Origin of the sequence: Methylobacterium tardum, from assembly GCF_023546765.1 — a bacterium.
Classification (GTDB): Bacteria; Pseudomonadota; Alphaproteobacteria; order Rhizobiales; family Beijerinckiaceae; genus Methylobacterium; species Methylobacterium tardum.
The window spans coordinates 1,903,564-1,926,569 of record NZ_CP097484.1; the positions used below are offsets into that span (position 1 = coordinate 1,903,564).

The 23,006-nt window shown below is 73.6% G+C and carries 20 protein-coding genes and 1 pseudogene; 12 read left to right on the forward strand and 9 right to left on the reverse strand.

Annotated features, from left to right (window positions below):
- The first annotated feature begins 99 nt into the window (after positions 1-99).
- The 4 genes from larC to M6G65_RS08965 are packed head-to-tail and all read left to right on the forward strand — an operon-like array spanning position 100 to position 4,094.
- Entirely contained in the window at positions 100-1,434 is a 1,335-nt protein-coding gene (larC, locus tag M6G65_RS08950) for a nickel pincer cofactor biosynthesis protein LarC (protein ID WP_238195782.1), read from the forward strand.
- The gene (gene larE / locus M6G65_RS08955) at positions 1,431-2,252 is read left to right on the forward strand and encodes an ATP-dependent sacrificial sulfur transferase LarE (RefSeq protein WP_238195781.1); all 822 of its coding nucleotides are present in this window, start codon (positions 1,431-1,433) and stop codon (positions 2,250-2,252) included. The genes larC and larE overlap by 4 nt, the downstream gene beginning before the upstream one ends.
- Positions 2,249-2,929: a nickel pincer cofactor biosynthesis protein LarB gene (gene larB, locus M6G65_RS08960; protein ID WP_250103836.1), complete on the forward strand. Its 681-nt coding sequence runs from the start codon at positions 2,249-2,251 to the stop codon at positions 2,927-2,929. Before larE ends, larB begins: the two co-directional genes overlap by 4 nt.
- Before the next feature lie 55 nt (positions 2,930-2,984).
- Complete coding sequence (locus tag M6G65_RS08965; RefSeq protein WP_238195779.1) at positions 2,985-4,094, forward strand: aldo/keto reductase; 1,110 nt, start codon at positions 2,985-2,987, stop codon at positions 4,092-4,094.
- A gap of 161 nt (positions 4,095-4,255) precedes the next feature.
- Here M6G65_RS08965 and M6G65_RS08970 read toward each other — a convergent pair whose 3' ends face one another.
- Both M6G65_RS08970 and M6G65_RS08975 read right to left on the reverse strand, forming a co-directional pair.
- Entirely contained in the window at positions 4,256-6,532 is a 2,277-nt protein-coding gene (locus M6G65_RS08970; RefSeq protein WP_238195778.1) for a xanthine dehydrogenase family protein molybdopterin-binding subunit, read from the reverse strand.
- Between the two features lie 246 nt (positions 6,533-6,778).
- On the reverse strand, positions 6,779-7,348 hold the full coding sequence (locus tag M6G65_RS08975; RefSeq protein WP_250103837.1) for a PepSY domain-containing protein: 570 nt from the start codon (positions 7,346-7,348) through the stop codon (positions 6,779-6,781).
- A 230-nt stretch (positions 7,349-7,578) separates the two neighbouring features.
- Between M6G65_RS08975 and M6G65_RS08980 the strand changes: the two genes are divergently transcribed.
- A complete protein-coding gene (locus tag M6G65_RS08980; RefSeq protein ID WP_238195776.1) occupies positions 7,579-7,827 on the forward strand; it encodes a hypothetical protein in 249 nt (82 codons plus the stop codon).
- 4 nt (positions 7,828-7,831) lie between these two features.
- Here M6G65_RS08980 and M6G65_RS08985 read toward each other — a convergent pair whose 3' ends face one another.
- Entirely contained in the window at positions 7,832-8,596 is a 765-nt protein-coding gene (locus M6G65_RS08985) for an SDR family NAD(P)-dependent oxidoreductase (protein WP_238195775.1), read from the reverse strand.
- Positions 8,597-8,919: 323 nt separating this feature from the next.
- On the opposite strand from M6G65_RS08985, the gene M6G65_RS08990 reads away from it, so the two are divergent.
- Positions 8,920-9,660: an SGNH/GDSL hydrolase family protein gene (locus tag M6G65_RS08990; RefSeq protein ID WP_238195774.1), complete on the forward strand. Its 741-nt coding sequence runs from the start codon at positions 8,920-8,922 to the stop codon at positions 9,658-9,660.
- Positions 9,657-9,950: a hypothetical protein gene (locus M6G65_RS08995; protein ID WP_238195773.1), complete on the forward strand. Its 294-nt coding sequence runs from the start codon at positions 9,657-9,659 to the stop codon at positions 9,948-9,950. Before M6G65_RS08990 ends, M6G65_RS08995 begins: the two co-directional genes overlap by 4 nt.
- A gap of 70 nt (positions 9,951-10,020) precedes the next feature.
- On the opposite strand, the gene M6G65_RS09000 is transcribed toward M6G65_RS08995, so the two are convergent.
- Both M6G65_RS09000 and M6G65_RS09005 read right to left on the reverse strand, forming a co-directional pair.
- A complete protein-coding gene (locus M6G65_RS09000; RefSeq protein ID WP_238195772.1) occupies positions 10,021-10,794 on the reverse strand; it encodes a GNAT family N-acetyltransferase in 774 nt (257 codons plus the stop codon).
- Positions 10,795-10,796: 2 nt separating this feature from the next.
- Positions 10,797-13,649, reverse strand: coding sequence for an amino acid adenylation domain-containing protein (locus M6G65_RS09005; RefSeq protein ID WP_238195771.1), 2,853 nt, complete (start codon positions 13,647-13,649; stop codon positions 10,797-10,799).
- Positions 13,650-13,825: 176 nt separating this feature from the next.
- On the opposite strand from M6G65_RS09005, the gene M6G65_RS09010 reads away from it, so the two are divergent.
- The 4 genes from M6G65_RS09010 to M6G65_RS09025 are packed head-to-tail and all read left to right on the forward strand — an operon-like array spanning position 13,826 to position 17,610.
- Complete coding sequence (locus M6G65_RS09010; protein ID WP_250103838.1) at positions 13,826-14,266, forward strand: hypothetical protein; 441 nt, start codon at positions 13,826-13,828, stop codon at positions 14,264-14,266.
- Entirely contained in the window at positions 14,263-14,838 is a 576-nt protein-coding gene (locus M6G65_RS09015; protein WP_250103839.1) for a GNAT family N-acetyltransferase, read from the forward strand. The genes M6G65_RS09010 and M6G65_RS09015 overlap by 4 nt, the downstream gene beginning before the upstream one ends.
- A 31-nt stretch (positions 14,839-14,869) precedes the next feature.
- Positions 14,870-16,201 carry a lysine N(6)-hydroxylase/L-ornithine N(5)-oxygenase family protein gene (locus M6G65_RS09020; RefSeq protein WP_238195769.1) on the forward strand — a complete coding sequence of 444 codons (1,332 nt, stop codon included), beginning with the start codon at positions 14,870-14,872 and terminating at the stop codon, positions 16,199-16,201.
- Positions 16,198-17,610 carry an MATE family efflux transporter gene (locus M6G65_RS09025; protein WP_238195768.1) on the forward strand — a complete coding sequence of 471 codons (1,413 nt, stop codon included), beginning with the start codon at positions 16,198-16,200 and terminating at the stop codon, positions 17,608-17,610. The genes M6G65_RS09020 and M6G65_RS09025 overlap by 4 nt, the downstream gene beginning before the upstream one ends.
- A gap of 24 nt (positions 17,611-17,634) precedes the next feature.
- Here M6G65_RS09025 and M6G65_RS09030 read toward each other — a convergent pair.
- Positions 17,635-18,120 (reverse strand): annotated as a pseudogene (locus tag M6G65_RS09030) (sigma-70 family RNA polymerase sigma factor); the annotation flags it as partial.
- Between the two features lie 339 nt (positions 18,121-18,459).
- On the opposite strand from M6G65_RS09030, the gene M6G65_RS09035 reads away from it, so the two are divergent.
- Positions 18,460-18,855, forward strand: coding sequence for a DUF3307 domain-containing protein (locus tag M6G65_RS09035; RefSeq protein ID WP_192709232.1), 396 nt, complete (start codon positions 18,460-18,462; stop codon positions 18,853-18,855).
- Positions 18,856-18,888: 33 nt separating this feature from the next.
- Here M6G65_RS09035 and M6G65_RS09040 read toward each other — a convergent pair whose 3' ends face one another.
- The 3 genes from M6G65_RS09040 to ssuD all read right to left on the reverse strand — a co-directional run bounded on the left by M6G65_RS09040 (position 18,889) and on the right by ssuD (position 22,973).
- The gene (locus tag M6G65_RS09040; protein ID WP_238195767.1) at positions 18,889-21,144 is read right to left on the reverse strand and encodes an SLC26A/SulP transporter family protein; all 2,256 of its coding nucleotides are present in this window, start codon (positions 21,142-21,144) and stop codon (positions 18,889-18,891) included.
- 234 nt (positions 21,145-21,378) lie between these two features.
- Entirely contained in the window at positions 21,379-21,648 is a 270-nt protein-coding gene (locus tag M6G65_RS09045; RefSeq protein ID WP_238195847.1) for a hypothetical protein, read from the reverse strand.
- Between the two features lie 149 nt (positions 21,649-21,797).
- Positions 21,798-22,973, reverse strand: coding sequence for an FMNH2-dependent alkanesulfonate monooxygenase (ssuD, locus tag M6G65_RS09050; RefSeq protein WP_238195766.1), 1,176 nt, complete (start codon positions 22,971-22,973; stop codon positions 21,798-21,800).
- Positions 22,974-23,006 lie beyond the last annotated feature (33 nt).

The window sequence follows — 23,006 nt, forward strand, 5'->3', positions numbered from 1 at the left end:
TGGGGCGCCGCATGCGTCACCGGGCAAACCTTGCCTTGCGGCGGGCGGGGCCGATCTGAGCGGGACTCCCGAGTTCCGCGGCAGGTCGACCGGCAGACGATGCACATCCACCTCGACGCGCTCGGCGGCGTGGCCGGCGACATGTTCGCCGCCGCGCTGCTGGACGCCTTTCCCGAGCACCAGGAGGGGGTGCACGCGAGCGTCCGGGCGGTCGACGCCCGCATCGCCTGCGCGCTCCGCCCGCACAACGACGGCATCCTGTCCGGCGCGCGCTTTGTCGTCTCGGGACCCGACGCGGAGCCCGAACCCGCCGGGCACGGCCATCACACGCACGAGGGCCATGCTCATGGGCAGGGTCATGGGCATGACCACGGGCATGATCACGGGCATCACCACGATCCCGCGAGCGGTCATGGGGATGGGCACGGTCACGCTCATGGGGGCCGTCATGGCCACCGGCCCTGGTCGGAAATCCGCGCCGCGCTGAAGGCGGCCGACCTCGCGCCGGCGGTGCGGGCGCACGCCCTGGGCATCTTCGGCCATCTCGCCGCGGCGGAGGCCCGGGTCCACGGCATCGCGGTCGAGGCGGTGGCGTTCCACGAGGTCGGGGCCCTCGACTCGATCGCCGACATCGTGGCCGCCGCCCACCTGATCGCCGCGCTGGAGGCGCGGAGCTGGAGCGTCTCGGCCCTGCCGCTGGGCTCCGGCCGGGTGCGGACCCAGCACGGCCCCCTCCCCGTCCCGGCTCCCGCCACGACGCTGCTGCTCGCGGGCTTCTCCACCCTCGACGACGGCATACCCGGCGAGCGCGTCACCCCCACCGGGGCGGCGATCTTGCGCCATCTCTGCGGCGACGATCCTGGGCGGGGCCGCCCCCGGGGCATCCTCGGTCGCACCGGCATCGGCTTCGGCACGAAGGTCCTGCCGGGCCTGAGCAACTGCCTGCGCGCTTTGGTGCTGGAAGACGGCGCCGCGTCCGGCCCCGGCCGGCGGGATCTCGCGGTGATCGCCTTCGAGGTCGACGACCAGTCCGGCGAGGACCTCGCCATGGGCCTCGACCGTCTGCGGGCCGAGCCCGGTATCGTGGACGTCGTGCAGATGCCGGTCATCGGCAAGAAGGGCCGGATGATGGCCCGGATCCAGGTCCTGGTCAGCCCGGAGAGCCTCGCGGCGGCGATCGCGGCCTGCTTCCGGGAGACCACGACCATCGGCCTGCGTTACCACAGGGTGGAGGGCGCCATGCTCGCGCGCGCCGCCCGCACGGTCGAGCACGACGGCCAGTCCGTTCGCGTGAAGGTCGTGGAGCGGCCGGGCGGGCGCACCGCCAAGGCCGAGGCCGACGACGCCCGCGGCCATGCGGGCCACGCGGTCCGGGCCGCCCTGCGCCGCGAGGCCGAGCGGCTCGCGCTGGAACAGGAGCAGGAGGAGCGGTGACGCGCCAGCATCTCGAATCGGTCCTCGCCGGCCTCGGCCCCGTCGCGGTGGCGGTGAGCGGCGGGGTCGACAGCCTGACGCTCGCCACCCTCGCCCACCGGCTGGCGCCGGGGGCGGCCCTCATGGTCCACGCGGTCTCGCCGGCCGTGCCCGCGGAGGCGACCGCGCGGGTCCGCGCCGAGGCCGCCCGCGAGGGCTGGGATCTGCGGGTGATCGAGGCCGGCGAGTTCGCCGACCCGGCCTACCGGGCGAACCCGGTCAACCGCTGCTTCTTCTGCAAGACCAACCTCTACGGCGCGGTCCGGCGCGTCACCGACCGGCAGATCCTGTCGGGCGCCAACCGCGACGATCTCGGCGAGTACCGCCCCGGCCTCGACGCCGCCCGGGAGCACGGCGTCCGCCACCCCTACGTGGAGGCCGGGTTCGACAAGGCCTCCGTCCGGGCGCTCGCCCGCGACCTCGGCCTCGGGGCCGTGGCGGAGCTGCCGGCCGCCCCGTGCCTGTCGAGCCGGGTCGAGACCGGCATCGCGATCGAGCCGGAAACCCTGGGTTTCATCCACGCCGTCGAGCGGCTGGTCGGCGGAGCGCTCGATGCGGAGAGCGGCGCCAAGCGCGCGGTCCGGTGCCGGGTGCGCGCCGAGGGTGTGGTGGTAGAACTCGATCCCGGGAGCTTGGCCGCCCTCGACGCCGCGGATCGCGAAAAGCTCGGGGCGGGCATCCGGGACATCGCGCCGGCGCGACTCGCCGGCCCGGTCCGGTTCGCGCCCTACCGGGTCGGCAGCGCCTTCCTGGTCGATCAGACGGAAGCCCGGCCGTGAGCATCGCCGAAGAATTCACCCTCGATTTCGCCCGGCCCGAGCGGATCGGCCTGGAGGAGGCGATCTTCTGCGCCGGCAAGAGCCCGGAGCAGATCGACGCGATCCTGGAGGCCGCCCGGGCGCGCGGCGCCTCGCTGCTCCTCACCCGTCTCGACCCGGAAAAGCGGGACCGGCTCGATGCGGCGGCCCGGCTCGACTATTGCCCGGTCTCGCGCACGGCGGTGTTCGGCGAGCCGCCGCGGGTCAGCGGCCCGGCCCGCGTCGCCGTGGTGGCGGCCGGCACCTCGGACGTGCCCGTCGCCCGCGAGGCCCTGCGGGTGCTGGCCTATGCCGGACGGGCGGCCTCGCTCTTCGCCGATGTCGGCGTCGCCGGCCTGTGGCGGCTGACCTCGCGGATCGAGGAGATCCGCGCGCACCCGGTGGTGAACGTCGCCGCCGGCATGGACGCGGCTTTGCCGAGCGTCGTCGGCGGCCTCGTGGCGGGCGCGGTGATCGCGGTCCCGACCTCCGTGGGCTACGGCGTCGCCGCGGGCGGCCGCGCCGCCCTCGACGCCGTGCTGGCGAGCTGCGCCCCCGGCATCACGGTGGTCAACATCGACAACGGCTACGGCGCCGCCTGCGCCGCCCTGCGCCTGCTGCACGCGGCAGGACGCCTCGCCGAGGAGCGCGAACGATGACGCGGCACGAACCGTTACCTGCCCTCACCTGGATATTCTCGAACGGAGACAGCCGATGGAACGCCGCAGCTTCCTTCAGGGTGCCGTGCTCGGCGCGGGCCTCGCGGGCGCCGGCAGCGCAGGTGCGGCCGTGAACGCCCCCGGCCTCCCCAACACCCGCCCGCAGGACCCGGCGGACCTGCCCTTCGTCACCGATCCCGGCGAGCGCCGGGGCGAGATGCTCTACCGGACCTTCGGCAAGACGTCGGAGAAGATCTCGGCGATCGGGATGGGCGGGTTCCACCTCGGCAAGAGCGCGGTGACCGACGACGAGGCGACCCGGCTGATCCATGCCGGGATCGACCGCGGCATCACCTTCATGGACAATTGCTGGGACTACAACGAGGGGCGTTCCGAGCTGCGCATGGGCGCGGCCCTGGCCCAGGGCGGCTACCGCGACAAGGTCTTCCTGATGTCCAAGATGGACGGGCGGACCAAGGAGGAGGCGCGCAAGCAGATCGACCAGTCGCTCCTGCGCCTGCGCACGGACCGGATCGACCTCGTCCAGCACCACGAGATTTTGCGCTACGACGATCCCGACCGGGTCTTCGCCGAGGGCGGCGCCATGGAGGGCTTCCTGGAGGCGAAGAAGCAGGGCAAGCTGCGCTACATCGGCTTCACCGGCCACAAGGACCCGCGCATCCACCTGCAGATGCTGGAGGTTGCCGCCGAGCGCGGCTTCCACTTCGATTCCGTGCAGATGCCCGTCAACGTGATGGACGCGCATTTCCGCTCGTTCAGCCACCTCGTCCTGCCGTATCTCGTGCAGAACGGCATCGCGCCGCTCGCCATGAAGACCTTCGGCGACGGGGTGATTCTGAAGGCGGACGCGCCGATCAAGCCGCTCGAGTACCTGCACTTCTCGCTGAACCTGCCGGTCTCGGTGGTGATCACCGGCATCCAGAACCAGCGCGACCTCGATCAGGCCTTCGAGGCGGTGAAGACCTTCAAGCCGATGGACAAGGCGGCGGTGGCCGAGCTGCTGTCGCGCTCGAAGCCCTATGCGCTGGAGGGCAAGTACGAGCTGTTCAAGACGAGCGCCACCTTCGACGGCACCGCCAAGAACGCGGCGTGGCTCGGCGAGGACGTGGCAAGCGTGAAGAAGCTCGCGCCGACGATGGAGTAGGGAGCGCACGCGTTATTCCCCTCCCCCTTGCGGGGAGGGGTTAGGGGTGGGGGTGGTTCAGAAGGAGCCACCGAGCCTCATCCGGCACCACCCCCACCTCCAACTCCTCCCCGGCGATCCCGGGCAAGCCCGGGATCGCCGGGGAGGAGAGCCGCCCTCCTCTACGCTACATCCTCCAGGCGGATCGGCAGGCTGCGGATCCGGCGGCCGGTGGCGTGGTGGATTGCGTTGGCGATGGCCGCGTTCACCCCGATGATCCCGAGCTCGCCCAGGCCCTTCAGCCCCAGCGCGTCCACCTGATCGTCGGGATCGGGCACCAGCAGCGCCTCGACCTCCGGCACGTCGGCTGCCGTCGGGACGAGGTACTCGGCCAGATCCGGGTTGCGGTAGGCGGCGCCGTCGAGCACCGTCTCCTCGAGCAGCGCCGAGCCGAGGCCCCAGATCATCCCGCCCGTGAGCTGGCTCTTCGCGGTCAGCGGGTTGAGGATGCGTCCCGCCGCGAAGGCGCCGGTGAGCCGCGCCACCCGGATCTCGCCGGTCTCGGCATGGACGTGGACCTCGGCGAACTGCGCTCCGAATGCCCAGGCCACGGCCTTCCCGGCCCCGCCGAAGGCGAGCCCGATATGGCCGCCGTGGAGCCCCTTGAGCGCCGTGTCCCGGTCGCCGCCCTCGGGCACGAAGGCCGCGACGGTCTCGACGCCCTCTGAGCCGATCGCCTCTGCGAGCGCGATCCCGGTCCCATCCGGGGCGATGAGCCGGCCGCCCGCGAGGCGTAAGCGCGCCGGATCCCGGCCGGCGAGGCGGCCCCCCTGCCCGGTCGCGGCCTGCGCCAGGACCTCGCGGATCTGTCGGCAGCCGAGCGCCAGCGCGCTCATCAGGCTGGTCGTGGTGCTCGACCCGCCCGAGATGCCGGCGGCCGGCAGGTCCGTGTCGCCGAGCCGGACCGTGACCCGCTCCACCGGCACGCCGAGCCCGTCCGCGGCGCCCATGGCGAGCAGCGTGGTGATGCCGTTGCCGATCTCGTGATGCGCGCAGGCCACCTCTGCCGACCCGTCCGGGCCGAGCCGGACCCGCATGGTCGCGGCGGCGATCTTCACGGGACGCACCGAGGTCGCGCAGCCCAGACCCACCCGCCAGGGACCGTCGCGCATGGCCCCCGGACGCGGCACCCGGCGCGACCAGCCGAAGGCTCGCGCGCCCGCGTCGAAGCAGGCCATCAGCGGCCGGGTCGAGAACGGTTTTCCGCTGACCGGATCGATTGCCGTGTCGTTGAGGCGGCGCAGGTCGATTGGGTCCATGCCGAGGGCCACCGCCATCTCGTCGACGGCGCTCTCCAGGGCGAACAGGAACGGTACCTCCGGGGGCGCCCGCATCGGCCCGGGCGTGTTGCGGTCGACGCGGACGGCCCGCTCCTCGGTGCGGATGTTTGGGCAGGCGTAGAGGCTGGCGGTCACCTCCGCGCCCTCCATCACGAAGGGATCGAAGCGCGAGGTCACGGTCTCGGCCTCGTGAACCAGGGCGGTGAACCGGCCCGTCCGGTCGGCGCCGAGGCGGATCGTGTGGCGCGATTCCGGCCGGTAATTGGCGATGGTGAAGCAGTGCCGCCGGCTCGGCACCAGGGAGACCGGACGGCCGAGGCGCCGCGCCGCGAGGGCGACGAGGGCCGTGTGCTGCGACAGCGCGAATTTCGAGCCGAAATGGCCGCCGATCAGGCCCGCCACCACCCGCACGTTCGCGGGGTTGAGCCCCAGCTGCACCGCGAGCCCGTGCTGCACGGCGCCGACATAGCGGGTCGGCTCGTACACGGTGAGCCGGTCGCCGTCCCAGGCGGCCCGGGTGGTGAACAGCTCGATCGGGTTGTGGTGCTGGACCGGCGTCGCGTAGCGCGCTTCGACCCGGACGGTGGCCTCCCGCAGACCCGCCTCGGCGTCGCCCCGGGCGATGTCCTCGTGGTGCGGCTTGAGGTCGGCGAGGCGCACGGTCTCGGCGCCGGGCGCGTCGAAGCCGCCGGCGGCGGGCTCCTCCGCGTAGGAGACCGTGACCGCGCCGGCCGCGGCCTCGGCGGCCTCCAGGGTCTCGGCGACCACCAGCGCCACGATCTGGCCGGCATACGCCACGGCGTCGGAATCCAGCGGCCGGTGCGAGCTGTTGACATAGCCGCCGGCCATCAGGTGCTTCACCGGCGCCACCGCGCCCGCGAAATCCCGGTGGGTGAAGATCCCCAGAACCCCCGGCACCCGCGCGGCGGCCGCGAGGTCGAACCCGGTGATGCGGCCCCGGGCGATCGTGCTGGTCACCAGGGCCGCGTGGGCCGCGCCGGTCTCCGGCCCGGTCAGATCGGAGCTGTAGAGAGCCCGGCCGGTGACCTTGTCCGGGCCCTCGACCCGGGTATGGGCCTGGCCGAGATGCCTGTCGGATTCCCGCCCGTGCGCGTCCATGCCGCCCTCCCCGTCCGCGGCCGGTCGGGCCGCATCGCAAAGGGGGGAAGCGCCGTGAGGGCTCTACGGCTCCCCGAGCGGTGGGGCGACAGGATGCAGCGGCCATGCCGACCCAGGCGTCATCGCGAGCGGAGCGAAGCGCCCCAGGGCAACGCGCCCTGGATCAGCGTGGCGCTGCCTGGATGGCTTCGCGCCGCGCGCAAGAACGGACGGGGCTGCGACGGAGTCCCGTCGCAGCCCGCGCCCTCAGTTCAGGACCTTGCCGTCCGGCCCGACCTTGATCTCCTGCTCCTTGTCGGCGCCGGCGACCTTGATCTCGTACTGGACCGCGGAGCCGTCCTTCTCGACCTCGGCCTCGTAGGCCTTGCCGCCGCCGGCCTTCTGCTCGGCGATGGCGAGCGCGTCCTTCAGCGAGGTCTTGGCGTTCTGGAAGTCGGAGGCCTTCAGCCGGGTGAAGTAGCGCTCGATCGGCTGGTTCTCGGTCTTGTAGAGGGCGCCGGTATCGGCGTTGATGCCGTACTCGGCGAGCTTGCCGCTCGGGTAGACGACCTTGATCGCGTAATGGGCCGGATCCTTGCTGCCGGCCTTCTCGAAATCGGCGTCGATGGCGCGGCCGCCCTTCTCGTCGCCCTGCGACTCGGCGGTGGCGAGCGCCTGGGCGAGGCCGACCTTGGCGGCCTTGGCGACCTGCCACTCCTGCAGGTTGCTGTCGGCCTTCGTGGCGGGCTCGGCCGGCTTCGCCGCGGGGGTCTGGGCCACGGCGAGGCTGGCGGAGAGGGCGAGCAGGCCGGCTGCGGCGGTGAGACGGGTGATCATGGCGGATGTCCCTTTGCGGGTTCGTTCACGGGAGCGTGAAACGTCGCGTTCGGAAATTCGGTTGCCCGCAATCGGGAAAAATTCGGCTGCCCGCGCCGCGTTCGCGGAGAGGCACGCCGTCGCGCGGGGTCGGCCGCCCGGCGAGACGGGACGCGGATGCCTCTATATGAGACGCGGGTGATCCGGCGTGCCCCTGGGCGACGGCGGACTCCCCTCGGATGGAGCAGGCCATGACCGCGAACGAGCCCGAGCCGCTGGACGATTTCACGCGCCTGCACGCCAAGCTGTCCGCCCTGGAGATCGTGCTCGGCGTCCTGATCGGGCGGCTCTCCGAGGAGAATCCGGAGATCCGCGAGGACGTGAAGCGCGACGTGGCGGCGATCCTGTCGGACCTGCCGATCGACGGCCCGAGCGAGGAGATGATCGCCGCCGAGGTCCGCCGCGCCGCCGAGGTCCTGACCAGCGTGTCGATCGGCTGAGCCGTCAGCGCGGCGGCATCCGCAGCGCCCCGTCGAGCCGGATCGTCTCGCCGTTCAGCATCGGGTTCTCGCAGATGTGGCGGACGAGGTCCGCGTATTCCGACGGGCGGCCGAGGCGGGCTGGGAACGGCACGCTCTGGCCGAGCGTGTCCTGCACGTCCTGGGGCAGCCCCGCCATCATCGGCGTCTCGAAGATGCCCGGCGCGATGGTGACCACCCGGATGCCGTGCCGGGCGAGTTCCCGGGCGATCGGCAAGGTCATGGACACCACCCCGCCCTTCGAGGCCGCGTAGGCGGCCTGCCCGATCTGGCCGTCGAAGGCGGCGATCGAGGCGGTGTTGACGATCACGCCCCGGGCGCCCGCCGCATCCGGCGCCTCCCGGGCGATGGCGTCGGCCGCCAGCCGGATCATGTTGAAGGTGCCGACGAGGTTGACCGAGACCGCCCGCGCGAAGGTCTCGAGCCGGTGCGGCCCGTCGCGGCCGACCACCTTCTCCCCCGGCGCGATGCCGGCGCAGTTCACCAGCCCGTGGAGGTGCCCGAACGCGTCCAGCGCCGTCCGGACCGCCCCCGCCCCGTCCGCCTCGCGGGTGACGTCCGTCTCGACGAAGCGGGCCTGCGCCCCGAGATCCGCCGCCACCCGGGCGCCGGCCTCCCGGGCGATGTCGGCCACGACCACCCGGGCCCCCGCCGCCGCGAGCCCGCGCGCGGCCGCCTCGCCCAGGCCCGAACCCGCCCCGGTGACGATGAAGACCCGGTCCCTGATCATCCTGGCTCCCCCTGTCCCGGGCGGCACGGCCGCCCGGCCTCGACACGTGACGTAGCGCGGCACCGGGCAGGCCGGAAGACGCCCCCGCCCGGCCCGTTGCGCCGGATCGTCAGCTTGGCCATTGACGTGTGACTTTTTCCCACATAAAGGTTAGTGATGCGATCCGATGTATTGGTTCGTATTTCGATCTGTTTCCGGCGTCTCTCGGCGCGATCACTAGACATTCTGCCGCCGGTAATCGGTCGAGCGGCAGCGACGATCTTCGTCAAGCGCCCGTACACCCATTCCGGGTGTGCGATCCCCCACGTCTGCTCAGGACACGCATGCGCGCTTCATGGATCGGGAAAGCCGCCCGGCACTGGCGTCACGGCCGGATCGTCGGCCGCCGCTTCGCCGAGCGGCGCACCGCCATCGGCGCCGCGCTCCGCGCCGCCGGGCCGGACAGCGTGCTGCTCGCCGGCAATTCCCACGCGGAGTTCCTCGGAACGCCGGATTTCGGCGGCCGGCCCTGCATCAACCTCGCCGTTGGCGGCAGCACCGCGGCCGATTGCGCCAGGCATCTGGCGGCTCTGCGCGTTCCGGTCCGCTGCGCGGCCTCGGTGCTGATCATCGGCACCAACGACATCCAGCGCTGGCGGCATCCGGAGCGAGCCCGGAGCGTCGAGCGCTTCGAGGCGCAGGCCCGATGCATCCTGCGGATCCTGGAGGGCTGGTCGGCGCGGGTCCTCGTGGCCGCCGTCCCGCCGATCGGGGCCTGGGCGACCGGCCGGGATCCGGCCGCGATCGCCGCCTTCTCCGGCCGCCTCGCGGCGCTCTGCGCGGAGCGGGGCCACGGCTTCATCGACCCGTTCGCGGCCCTGCGCGACGGTCCCGGGGGCCTTGCCGGGCCGGGCCTGTACCGGGACGGCGTCCATCTCGCCGATTACACGGCCCTGGCCGCCGAGATCGTCCGCCTGGCGGTGACCGATCCGGCCCTGTCCGCGCCGCGGACGGTCCGCGCGGTTGCGCCGGCCTCGGCGCCGCCCCTGCGGGTCCTGCACGCGGCCTGGGGCCTCCGCCCATGAGCCTCCGCGCCCGCCCGGACGGGCCCGGGCACCCTGTGCCCATGCGCGCCTGGCCGGAGGATGAGGCGCTCTGGCTCGACGAGAACGGCGTCCGGCGCCCCCAGGCCGCGCGCCACGTCCTCGCGAGCCTGGCAGCCCTCGACCGCCGGGGTCGGTACGCGGCCCGCGCGGAGGGCGCGGCCCGGATCCTGACCGGGCCGGTCAGCGCCCTGGCGCTGCGCGACGCCGAAGCCGCGATCGGCTTCGTCTTCAGCGTGACGCCCTACGGGTATGGCGAGGAGGCCTTCTGAGGGCGGGGGGACTGTCACGCGCGGGGGCCGCACCCCGATGCGGCGCACGACCTGGGACGGGCCGCCCCCGCTAGGGTGGGCTCGTGCACAGCAGGGTCGGCGCGCAGACCGCCCGGAAGCCGGCCCGGGCGTAGAGCGCCTCGACGCCGCCGCCGGCCGGGCATTGCAGGAAGACCTGGGCGGCCCCGCGCGCCCGCGCCTCGCGCAGGGCCGCGGCGGTCACGGCCGTGCCCAGTCCCCGGCGCTGCCGGTCGGCCCGGGTGCTGACGTTGTAGAGCCCGGCCGTGTCGCCGCGCAGATAGAGGCTCGCGCAGGCCGCCGGGCCGCCGGCATCGCTGAGGACGATGTGGACCGGCGCGAGCCCGGGCCGCCCCCGGGCCGCCCGGAGCGCCGGCAGGTAGTGGCGGCGCAGATGCGTGCGCACGGCGGGGTCGTCGGAGAGGTTGGCGAAGACCGCCTCGAAATCCGGTCCGGGCGCGGGGGCGGCGTGCACGGCGACCGAGGCGCCCGAGACGGCCTGCACCGCCGACGGCCGCGCCACCATCCAGCACGCCGGATAGCGGGCGGCGGCCTCGAACAGGGCGTCCAGGGCCGCGACCTCCTCGGGGTCGCGGGCCAGGAAGGCCGGCGCGCGGGCGCGCCCGAGGGCCGCCGCCCCCGCCCAGGCGAACTGGTCCGGACGGCGCACCCCGTAGGCGAAATTCAGGGTCGGGTCCGGGATGCCGCGCGACCAGACATAGCCGGCCCCTCCGGGCCCGTGCTCGACCCCGTCGATCAGGGAGCCGGTCAGCGCCGCGACATGGGCGTCGCGCAGGGTCTCGAACCCGCAATCGGGATCCCGCATGGTCAGGCCGCGCTCCAGACCGGTGACGCGGCCGTCAGCGCGGCGATCCGGGCGTGCAGGTGCGGCGACAGCACGATGTCGAGATGGTCGGTCTCCGGGACGGTCTCCACCGCGAGGAGCCGGCCGGTGAGCGGAGCCCAATCGATCACCGGCAGGCCCCGAGCCAGGGAGTCTGCGGCCACGAAGCTCCGGATCGGCACCGCGCCCGGCTCCAGCCGCAGGGTGCGGAACTGGATGGCGTGGTCGACCAGCGTCCAGAGCATCCGCTCCCGGCTGCCGACCTCGGGTCCGTCGGCGGGGAGCGGCTGCGGCTCGGCCGCGAGGAAGCGCAGGAACTGCGCCTCCGCCTCCGGATCCATGCGGGCGCGCAGGGCCTCCCAATGGGGCCGCATCGGCGCGCGGTCGAGCCAGGCCGCCAGCATCGCCGCGTGCGCCGCCCGCTCCTCGGGCCCGAGCGGCCGCCCGGCGCCGGGGGCGAAGGTGGGCTCCAGCCCGCAGGCGTCGAGCATCCCGACCCAGTCCAGGGGGAAGTCCGGGCCGAGACGGCGGGCGGTCTCGTAGGCGAGAACGCCGCCCCAGGACCAGCCCAGGAACACGCACCGGCCCGCCCGGTCGCACATCAGGGCGCGCACCCGCTCGGCATAGGCGGCGGCGAGGTCGGCGACAGCCGGCAGGGGCCGCACGTCCTCGACCAGCGAGGCGCAGAGAAAGCCGTGCGCCGCCTGCTCCGGTCCGAGATGGGCAACCAGGGGCTCGTATTCCCGGGTGCTGACGAGCAGCCCCGGGAACAGCACGAGCAGCGGCCGGCCGCTGCCCGGGCGTCCGGCGGACAGCTGGACCATAGGGGCCGGCCCGTCCGCGGCGGAGGCCGCGCCGTCCTCGATCCGGGCCGCCAGCTCGGCGATGGTCGGATCGCGCAGGAGATCCGCCACCCCGATCCCGCCCCGGGGCGCGATCAGGCGCAGGCGCGCCACCAGCCGCAGGGCCGAGAGGGAATCGCCGCCGAGTTCGAAGAAGCGCCGATCCGCGACCCGGACCGGGAAGCCCAGCACCTCGGACCAGATTCCCGCGAGCCGCCGCTCCGAGGCGGTGGCCGGCGGCCGCCCGCGCCGGTCGTCGGCGGCGGGATCCGGCAGGGCGTTGCGGTCGAGCTTGCCGTTGGCGGTCACCGGCAGCCGGTCGAGCAGCGTCAGGCTCGCCGGCACCATCGGCTCCGGCAGGGTGCGGGCGAGGCCGGCGCGCAGGCGCCCGGCCTCCAGACGCCGGCCGGGGGCCGGGACGACGTAGCCCGCCAGATAGGCGCCGGCCGGCCCGTCCCGGCGCAGGATGATCGCCTCCGCGACCCCCGGCAGCCCGCGGAGCGCCGCCTCGACCTCGCCGATCTCGATCCGGTGGCCGCGGATCTTGACCTGATCGTCCGCCCGGCCCGCGAAGGCGAGGCTGCCGTCGGGCCGCCGCCACACCCGGTCGCCGGTGCGGTACATCCGGCCGCCGCCTTCCGCGAACGGGTCCGGCAGGAAGCGCTCGGCGGTGAGCGCGGGTTGCCGCCAGTAGCCCCGGGCGAGGCCGCCGCCGATGTAGAGCTCGCCGGTCTCCCCCTCCCCCACGGGTTCGAGGTCGGGCCCCAGCACGTAGGCCGCCCGGGCCCCGACCGGTCCGCCGATCGGCGCGTAGGGCTCGTCGAAGGTCGTCTCCGGCGGCACCTTCCAGATCAGCGGCGAGATCACGCACTCGGTCGGGCCGTAGCCGTTGATCAGCAGCCGGGGCTTCAGGGCGCGGCCGAGCCGCGCGAAGGTCTCGCGGGCCATGCCCTCGCCGCCGAAGGAGTAGACCTCGACCGAGGGCGCCGCGCCCAGCCGCTCGGCCCATTCGGCGAGCTGGCCGATGAAGCTGGTGGGAAAGCCCGCATGGGTCACCCGGTGACGGCGGATCTGCGCCAGGGTCTCGGCCGCGGTCCAGAGCTCGGGTCCGCGCAGCACGATGCAGCCGCCGGCGATGAGCGGCGTCATCCAGCGCTCGTGGGCGCCGTCGAAGGCGAAGGACAGGACGTGGAGCTCGCGCGAGGCCTCGCCCATCGCGTAGGCCGCCGCGGTGGTGCGGCAATGCATGGCGAGCGGTCCGTGCTCGACGAGGACGCCCTTCGGCGTGCCCGTCGAGCCCGAGGTGTAGATCAGGTAGGCCGGATCCCCGGGCTCCGGCATGGCGGCGGCCGGGTCGGCGGGCCAGGCGGCCAAGGCGGCGGGATCGAACCGCGCGATCCCGGCGGGCAGCGCGAGGCGTTCGGCGATCTCGGGGGTCGTGAGACAGTGCGCAATGGCGGCATCCGCCAGCATCATCCGCACCCGGGCCGCCGGGTAGGCGGGATCAAGGGGCAGGAAGGCGGCGCCGGCGCGCAGCACCCCGAGCAGCGCCACGATCAGGTCCGGGGACCGGTCCAGCGCCACCGCGACCCGGTCGCCGCGCCCGATCCCGCGCGCGGCGAGCCCGGCCGCCAGGGCGGCCGCCCGGGCGTCCAGGGCGCCGCGGGTGAGGATCTCCCCGTCGAACAGCACGGCCGGCCGCTCCGGTGCCGCCGCGGCGAGGCGGGCGAGGCGGGCCGGGACGGTCTCGCGGTCGGCGTCGGGGGCGGGCTCCGTCGCCTGGGCCGGCCCGGGCGCGTGCGCCGGATCCGCGATCCAGGCGCGCGCCGCGTCGATCCCGCAGGGATCGCAGGCACGCGTCCAGCCGGCGGGCAGCGCGCGCCGAGCCGGCCAGAACGCGCCGTGCCCGGCCCGGTCGAACGCCACCACCACCGGGCCCTGCGTCCAATCCGCTCGCGTCTCCGCGCTCGCCTCCTGACCGGCCTGCCTGTCCATCCGCTCGCTCCTGCGCCGCTCCGGGCCTCGACGGACTGACGGTTGAGGCGGGGTGGCGTTCACGGCGGCGTACCCGCGGCGGCCGGAACGGCATCCGCACCCGTCGCCTGAACACCGCGCGGCCCCAACCGTCAGGGAGGTGCCGGCGACATGCGCCGGCGCCACCCGGAGGACGGATGACGGACGCTTCGAGGCCCGGCACGCACGACGGCGGGACGGACGACGCGGCGCGGGTTTCGCTCGCTCTGGACGGGACCCGGGAGGCGCCGGTGATCCGCCTCAATGGCCCCGGCGATCCGGCGGAGGCCGCGGCGGCGATCCTCGCGCGCGCCGAGGCGCTGACCGCCGCGGACACGCGGGTGCTGCGCATCGGCGTTGAGGCCGATCCGGACACGGCCGGGCGGCTGCTCGCCCTCGGGGCCGCCCGGCGCATCGGCGGCGGCGTCGAGATCCTGCCGGGCCTGCTCTGGCAATGCGCCGCCCGCTGGCTCCCGGCCGCCCGGCCCCCTTCCCCGAGCTGTTCACCGTCACGCAGGGCCGCCGACACCCGCTGCGGCCCGAGACGCCGGCCGGCACGGTCTACGCGCGCACCATCCCCTGGCTCGGCCGGCGCTTGAGCTTCCGGACCCTGACGGAGCCCGGCGACGTCATCCTGTTCTCGACCTGGATGAATGATCCCCGGGTCGCCGCTGTCTGGCAGGAGACCGGCACCCTCGAGGCGCACGCCGCCTATATCGCCCAGCTCCAGGCCGACCCCGCGACCCTGCCGCTGCTGGGCTGCCTCGACGGGGCGCCGTTCGGCTATTTCGAGCTGTACTGGGCGCGGGAGAGCCGGCTCGGTCCGCTCTACGAATCCGGCCCCTACGATCGCGGCTGGCACGTGGCGATCGGCGACGACGCCGTGCGCGGGCGGCCGTACCTCTCGGCCTGGCTCCCCTCGCTGATGCACTACCTGTTCCTGGACGAGCCGCGCACGCAGCGCATCGTCGGCGAGCCCCGGGCCGACCACGCCCAGCAGATCTGGAACCTCCACGCCTCCGGTTTCGCGACGATCGCCACCGTCGATTTCCCGCACAAGCGCGCGGCCCTGGTCGCCCTGTCGCGGGCGCACTTCGTCCGCGACCGGCTCTGGGTGCCGGGCGCCGCGGCCGCCGACGCGGCGCCGCGGCCCCCGTCCGTGCCGGTCTAGACCCTCCTCCGATCGAGCAGAGACGCGCGCGATGACGGATCACCCCGCAACCGACGACATCATCGGCATCGGCTTCGGCCCGGCCAACCTGTCCCTGGCGATCGCCCTGCAGGACGCCATGCGCGACGGGCCGCCCCGACCCGCCATGCGCTTCATCGAGCGGCAGGCGCAGTTCGGCTGGCACCGGGCGATGATGCTGCCCGGAGCCGACATGCAGATCAGCTTCGTGAAGGACCTCGTGTCCCTGCGCGACCCGACGAGCCCGTTCAGCTTCCTCAACTACCTGCACGTGAAGGGGCGGCTCAGCACCTTCCTCAACCTCAAGACGTTCAACCCGTCGCGGGTGGAGTACAACGACTACCTCGCCTGGGCGGCGGATCGCTTCTCCGACGTCGTGGCCTACGGCGAGACCGTGGAGGCCGTGCGGCCCGAAACCCGGGACGGGCGGCTCGCCGCCTTCGTGGTCGAGGCCCGGGACGGGACCGGGGCGCACCGCCTGCGCCGCTGCCGCCACCTGGTCGTGGCGGCCGGCGGCGACCCGGCGATTCCCGCCCCCTTCGCGGCGCACGCCCAGGACCGGCGGGTGATCCACTCGTCCTGGTACCTGCCGGGGATCGCGCAGGCCCTCGGTGCGCCGCGCCTCGACGGGCCGGAGCCGCGCATCCTGGTGGTGGGCGCGGGCCAGAGCGCCGTGGAGATCGCCACCGATCTCGGCGAGCGCTACCCGCGCGCCCTGGTCGATCTCGCGATCCGCGGGCCGGCCCTGAAGCCCGCGGACGACAGCCCCTTCGTCAACGAGATCTTCGACCCGGCCGCCGTCGACCGCGTCCACGACGCCCCGGAATCGGTGCGGGCCGAGCTGATCGCCGCGCACCGGTCCACCAACTACGCGGTGGTCGACGCAGACCTGATCCAGGATTTCTACGCGACGCTCTACGAGCAGGAGGTCAGCGGCGTGACCCGCTACCGGCTGCGGCGCAGCACCCGGGTCGTGGCGCTGGAGCCGGCCCCCGAGGGCATGTGCGTGACCCTGCGCGACGACGTCGCCGGGACCGAGGAGCGGCAGCCCTACGCGGCGGTGATCTGCGCCACCGGCTACCAGCGTGCCACGGTGCCGGCGATCCTCGATCCCGTGCGCCCGTACATGGATGGCGCGACCGCGGACCGGCACTACCGCCTGCCGCTCGTCTCCGCGGAGCCCCGGGTGAGCCTGCACCTCCAGGGCTTCAGCGAGCCGACCCACGGGCTGACCGAGACGCTCCTGTCGATCCTGCCGGTGCGGGCCGGCGCCATTGCGCGGACGATCCTCTGCGCGGAGCGCTCGGCCCGCGCCGCGATCCGGCCCGCCGCGACGGCGCCGTGAGGCGGCCGGTCGACCTCGACCAGGACGGGGTCGTCGCCCTGGTCCTGCGCCTGTCGGGGCCCGCCATCCTCGGGATCTCGGCCCACGCGCTGCAGATGCTGGTCCATGCGTGGTTCGTGGCCGATCTCGGCGCGGCGGCCATTGCCACCATCGCCATCGCGTACCCGGTGACGCTGCTGGTCGCGGCGCTCGGCTACGGCGCCGGGATCGCGGCGGCCTCGCAGGTCGCGCGGGCGCTGGGTGCGGGCGACCGCCGCCGGGCCGACGCGGCCGCCGCCCTGGGCTTCTGGCTGAGCCTGCCGGCCGGGCTGGCGGTGACGGCCGCGATCCTGGTCGACACGCCGTTCTGGCTCCGCCTCCTCGGGGCCGATGCCGCGCTGGCCGAAGCGGCCGCCCCCTACACCGCGTTGTCCACCCTGGGCACGGCCCTGATGCTGGTGATGATCGTCGGCGGCTTCATCGTGCGCGCCCAGGGCCACGCGCGCCTGAGCGGCGCCATCATGATGGCGGGCTTCGGCCTGAACATCCTGCTCGACTGGGTGCTGATCCGCGTCTGCGGCCTCGGTACCGGCGGCGCGGGCTGGGCGGCCATCGGCGCGCAGCTCGCGGGGGCCGGAGCGTATGGCCTGCACTTCGCCCGGGCGCGTGGCCCGGGCCGGATCCGGTTCCGATGGCCCGGCGGCCGGAGCGCGGCCGGTCTGCTGCCGGAGGCGCTCCGGCTCGCCGTTCCGGCCACCGGCTCCAGCCTGCTCGCGGCCTTCGCGATGGCGCTGTTCGTGGAGGCCGCCGCCCCCTACGGCGACGCCGCGGTCGCCGCCCAGGGCATCGCCCTGCGCCTGACCCTGGTGGCGGCCCTGCCGCTGCTCGGCATGATGGCGGGCGCCCAGGCGGTGCTCGGCCACGCCGCCGGCGCCGGCCGCCGGGACCGCCTCCACCGCGCCCTGTTCTTCGTGCTGGCCGCTGCCCTCGCCTACGGGGCCGCGGTCGGCGGGCTGATGCTCGCGCTGGCGGGGCCGCTCGTCGGGGTGTTCGCACAGGATCCCGACACAGCCCGCGAGGGCGCCCGCGCCCTCACGGTCTTCGCCGCCGCCTTCGTGCCCGTGGGCCTACAGCTCACCGCCGCGACCCTGTTCCAGGCGATCGGCGCGCCGCGCCGGGCCGCGGCGGTGTCGCTGGCCGCGCAGGGGCTGGCGCTGATCCCGCCGCTCCTGATCCTGCCGCCGCTCATGGGCTACACGGGGGTGCTCGCCAGCCGGGTCGCCGCGGAGGTCCTGGCGGACGGGCTGGGCTTGGTGCTGATGCTCGCCTGGCTCGCGGAGGCGCGCCGGGCAGGCCTCGCAGCGGCGGTCGAGGGCCGCGAGGCAGTGCAGGTGCCCCCGACGCACGAGGCCGCACACCAGGGCGCGTGAGACGCCGAGCCGGGCCGCGATCTCGGTCTGCGACACGCCCTCGACCCGGTGCAGCCGGAACGCGGTGCGCACCGGCTCCGGCAGCTCGGCCACCGCGGCCTCGACCTGCCGCAGGGATTCGCGCGAGGCCGCGGCCGTCTCGGGCGTCCCCGCCCCGGCATCGGCCGGGTCCGGGGCGTCGTCGAGGCCGGTGAACAGGCGCCGTTCGAGGCCGCGCCGCCGCGCCCGATCGAGGGCGAGATTGCGCACCATCCGCCCGACATAGGCAGCCAGGATGCCCTCCGCGGCCGCGGGCGGATCGGCGATGAGCCGGAGCATGACATCCTGGACCACGTCCTCTGCCTGTGCCGGGCAGTCGAGGATGCGGCGAGCGCTCGCGAGATAGGTGACGCGATGGCGCTCGAACACCGCGAGGGCTCCGAACCCGGCCGCGTTCGTGGTCTCACCGCGGCCGTCGTGGATGACGTCGTGCCCGACGTCGCGCTTCAAGGTCGCCACTGTCGCGCTCACATTGTCACGCTTGCACAATCCATGCAGGTGTGACGGCTAACACGCGCAGCATTTACCAAACAATGTTTATCTTCATGAATTAGAACGATTAAAAACGCAGTGACGTCAAATCTATAGATAAATCCCGAGATGTTATGCTTTGCGGCCGTGGGAAGATACTTTCCTCCTGCCGGCGTTCTGAATTTTTCATTCTCTGTGCTGGGGCCGGCACGCGCCCGCGGGCACCCGGCATCCACCCTCCGCTGCGCGTCAGGGCGGGACCGGACGTGTATGCTGGCCCTCCCCGATTCGGGTCGCGGACCTGTTCCCCGGGGCCGGAGGTGGAGAGCCAGGGCCGCGATGCCGTCCGTCGACACGCCTGTTCCGGTTGGGGCCTTCGCGCTGCTGTTCCTCGCCTTCGCGGTGAAGCAGCTCGGGGCGGATTTCCTCCTGCAGAGCACCTGGATGGCGCAGGGCAAGGAGCGCGGCTCGGGCTGGCTCGCCCCGCTCTGCGCCCACACCGCCCTGCACGGCCTCGGCACCCTGCTGATCGCCCTGATGGTCCAGCCGGCCCTGTGGTGGCTGGCGCTGGTGGATTTCGCGATCCACACGGCGATCGACCGCGGCAAGGCCCTGGTCGGCCAGCGGACGCGCCTACCACCCACCGACGCCCGGTTCTGGTGGCTGATCGGCGCCGACCAGTTCCTGCATCAGGTCACCCATATCGGGCTCGCCGTGGTGCTGGCCGCGGGCTGAGCCGCGGCCTGCTGCCCGGTGACTCCGGGCGACTCACTGCATCTCGGCCTCGAGCAGCCGGTTCGTGTCGGAGACCTTGCCGGCGAGTTCCAGGATCAGGAAGCGCTGGAAGAACAGCGCGAGGTCGGGCCGCTCCCGTTCCATGCGGGCGAGGGCGGCGCGATCGATCCCGACCACCCGGCAGGACGTCTCGGCGATGGCCGTGGCGGTGCGCCGGCCGCCCTGCACCAGCGCGATCTCGCCGATCACCGTCCCGGCCGTGGTGGTGCGCAGCCGCAGATTGGCGCGGCCGGGCACCTCCATCTCGATGGAGACGACGCCCGTCTCGAGGAAGTACAGCGCCTCGGCCGCCTCGCCCTGGCGCATCAGAACCGCGCCGGCCGAGAGGTCGCGCACGGTCATGTAGGGGGCGAAGTCGCCCGGGCCGGAGGCGCCGCCCAGCCGGTCGGCCATGTGCCGGGCGAAGACCGCGACCTCGCCCGGACCGGCGCCTCCGGCTTCCGCGAGCAGCGTCGTCTCCGCGGCCCGCAGGGCCTCGTCCAGGGTGTTGAGGATCTGGATCCGCCCTTCGCCGGCGAGGCCGTTGCGCGTGACCTGCCGGAGCGCCCTCGGTGTGAGATGGACCAGCAGCACGTCGAAGCCGCGCTGCTCGGCGAGCTGCCCGATCTTGCGGAACGCGATGAGCGCCGAGCTGTCGAGCCCCACCGTCTCGCGGAAATCGAGGATCAGGACACGCAGAGGCCCGGCCTCCGCGGCGGCCCGCCGGTAGACCGCCTGCGCGTTGAGGAAGAACAGGTAGCCCTGCAGGGTGTAGATCCGGGTGCGGCCGCCGGCCTCCTGCAGCCGGGCGGCTGCGTCGGGACCGCGGATGATGCTGCTGCGCCGCTCCGCCCCGGACAGCGACCGGCGGATCGCGCCGATCTGCCCGTACTCGACGCCGAAGATCAGGATCGCCAGGACGACGCCGACCAGGAAGCCCGTGGTCGCGCCGAAGAACGCGGTGGCCGCGCACACGACCAGCGCGATGGCGATCTCCCAACCGGGAAGGGTGCGGCACGCGAGCGACAGGTTGAACAGCAGGCCGATGCCGATGGCGATCAGGGCGCCGCCGGCCAACGGGCGGGGCAGCAGCGCGAGGGGGCTCGCGCCGATCACCAGCAGCGCCGCCATGACCGCGAGGGTCAGCCACCAGCCGAGCCAGTGGCCGCCGCCGATATTGTGCAGCAGCAGCGTCGAGGTCCGGCCGAAGCCCATGGCGGAGCTGCCGAACAGGCTGCCGACGAGGTTGGTGGCGCCGGAGGCGACGAAGATCCGGTCGATGTTGAGCTCGCGCCGGATCTCCAGCTCGACGCTGACCACGTAGAGGATCTGGATGATCACCGCGACGATCACCAGCGTGGCGATCTTGGGCCAGATCGGCAGGAGCAGGTGTGGATCGAAGGCCAGAAGGCTGCCGATGGCCGGCGGGCGCAGCAGGGAGCCCGCCGGCAGCGGCTCGATCAGCCAGCCCGCCCCTTGCGCGGCGCCGATGCTGGTGCCCGTCCAGGCGAGGCCGAGATGCACCACGACGAGGCTCGCCAGGATGACCGTGGGATAGGTCCCCCAGTGCCGGATGATCCGGGGCAGGTAGAAGGCGCAGAATCCGATGGCGAGCGTCAGGGCGATGCGCGCGAGGGCGCCCGCATCGATCCGGCCCGGATCGAGGGTTGCCGGATCGAGGGCGCGGACGAGCGCCCCGAGCGGATCGTCGACATGGCCGCCGATCTGCACGCCGCTGCGCAGGAACAGCAGCCCGACGCCGCCGAGGAAGCCGGCGAGCACCGGGTAGGGCAGGAGCTGCGCCAGCAGCGAGGCCCGCAGGGTGCCGAGCAGCACGAAGACCACGCCGGCCGCGAAGGTCGAGACGCCGCAGGCGACGAGGACGAGCTGGCCGACCGTCTCCGGATCGGTCACGCCCGCTTCCTCCAGCTGCCCGGCCACCGCCGCGGCGATGGCCGCCTGCACGATCGCGGCCGCACCGATGAAGGAGAGCGAGACCCGCGCGGTCCGGCGGATCGCGATGAAGACCAGGCTGCCGAGGACGTAGGCCGCGAGCAGCGCCGACAGGCCGGCGGCCCGGCTCTCCGCCAGGGGCCCCGAGAAGATCAGCTGCGCGTAGCTGATCAGGTCGAGCAGCAGCACCATCACGGTGACGGCCGCGGCCGCGACGATGCGGGCCCCGCGCAGCAGCGCCGTCCGGGCATCCGACCGGGGCCCGGCCGCGGCGGGCGCTATCTCGGCTGTCGTCATCAGCACATCTTCCGCTGCTCGAAGTCCCGATCGGACCGACGCGGCAGATCCCGTGCTGGCGCGCGTGCGGATCGCCGCGGGTTCACGGGCTTCAAGCTTGGCCGGACTCTGTCGTAACCTGATGACAGCGATGCGCTTAAATTATCGTGCAGGCCGGCGGCGGCCCGGAGCCGCCCCCGGATCCTGCGCTGAGGCCGCCGCGTCCCGAGATGGGGCGAAGCCGCGACGGCGCGCTCAGCGCGCCTCGCTGACGCGCCGGGTCGCCCGCTGCTCCTTCTTGTAGGCGGTGATCGCCGCCGAGCAGCCGGGGGAGAGCTTCTTGAGATTGGCCTTGAAGCAGGCTTCGACCTCCGGGCCGCCCGGCGCGTAGGCGCTGCAGTAATCCATGTAGTCGCCGGTGCAGTGTTGCTTGAGCGCCTCCCGGGCCGGGGATTGCTCCGCGAAGGCCGCGGCCGGGCCGAGGCACAGACCGATGGCCAACAGGGCCGTCTTGGTCGCAGTCATGGACATCCTTTACTCGTCCAGGCCGCGCGAGCGCGTCGCGCGGCAATGGGCGGGGCGGATGGACGCCAAGGATGGCGTCACCATGACACCCGGATGGCACGAATGCAGATCAGCCATGCCCAATATTGTGGGCCAAGCCGATCTGCCGGTCAGTGCGCGCCGACGCGGCGGGTCGGGACGAGGTCGTTGGCGATGATCTCGCCGAACGGGCCGTCGTTGCGGGCATTGCCCACCGGCCGGCCCGTGGTGGGGCGCAACGGCAGCTTCGGGAAGACCAGCTCGGCGAAGCGGTAGGCCTCCTCCAGATGCGGGTAGCCCGAGAGGATGAAGCGGTCGATCCCGAGGTCGATGTACTCCTTCATCCGGTCGGCGACCTGATCGGCCGAGCCGACGAGCGCCGTCCCGGCGCCGCCGCGCACGAGGCCGACGCCGGCCCAGAGGTTCGGCGCCACCACGAGCTTGTCGCGGCTGCCGCCATGGAGCGCCATCATGCGGCTCTGGCCGACGGAATCCTGCCGCTTCAGGGTCTCCTGCGCCTTGGCGATGGTGGCGTCGTCGAGCTTCGAGATCAGCTGCTCGGCCGCCTCCCAGGCGGCGGCCTCCGTCTCCCGGGCGATCACGTGCAGGCGGATGCCGTACGAGAAGGTCTTGCCCTTCGCCTCGGCGGCCTGCCGGGCGGCGGCGATCTTCTCGGCGACCTGGGCCGGGGGCTCGCCCCAGGTGAGGTAGACGTCGCAATGCTCGGCCGCGACCTCCATCCCGGCGGGCGAGGAGCCGCCGAAATAGAGCGGCGGATAGGGCTTCTGCACCGGCGGGAAGATCACCCGGCCGTTCTCGGTGCGCAGGTGCTCGCCCTGGAAGGTCACGGTCTCGCCCGCGAGCAGGCCGCGCCAGATCGTCAGGAACTCGTCGGTGACCGCGTAGCGCGCGTCGTGGGACAGGAACACGCCGTCGCCGGCGAGCTCCACCGGGTCGCCGCCGGTGACGACGTTGATCAGGAGGCGCCCGTCCGAGATCCGGTCGAGGGTCGCGGTCATGCGCGCCGCCGCGGACGGCTCCATCAGGCCCGGCCGCACCGCCACGAGGAAGCGCAGGCGCTTGGTCAGCGGCGCCAGCGCCGAGGCCACGATCCACGAATCCTCGCAGGAGCGCCCGGTGGGCAGCAGCACGCCGTAATAGCCGAGCTCGTCCGCGCCTTGCGCGATCTGACGGAGGTAGCTGAGCGAGACCTCCCGGGCTCCCTCCTGGGCGCCGAGATAGCGCCCGTCGCCGTGGGTCGGCAGGAACCAGAGGACGTCGGCGCGCCCGTCAGTCGGTGCGGTCATCGGAATCTCCATTGCGGCCGGGGCCGGATGCGG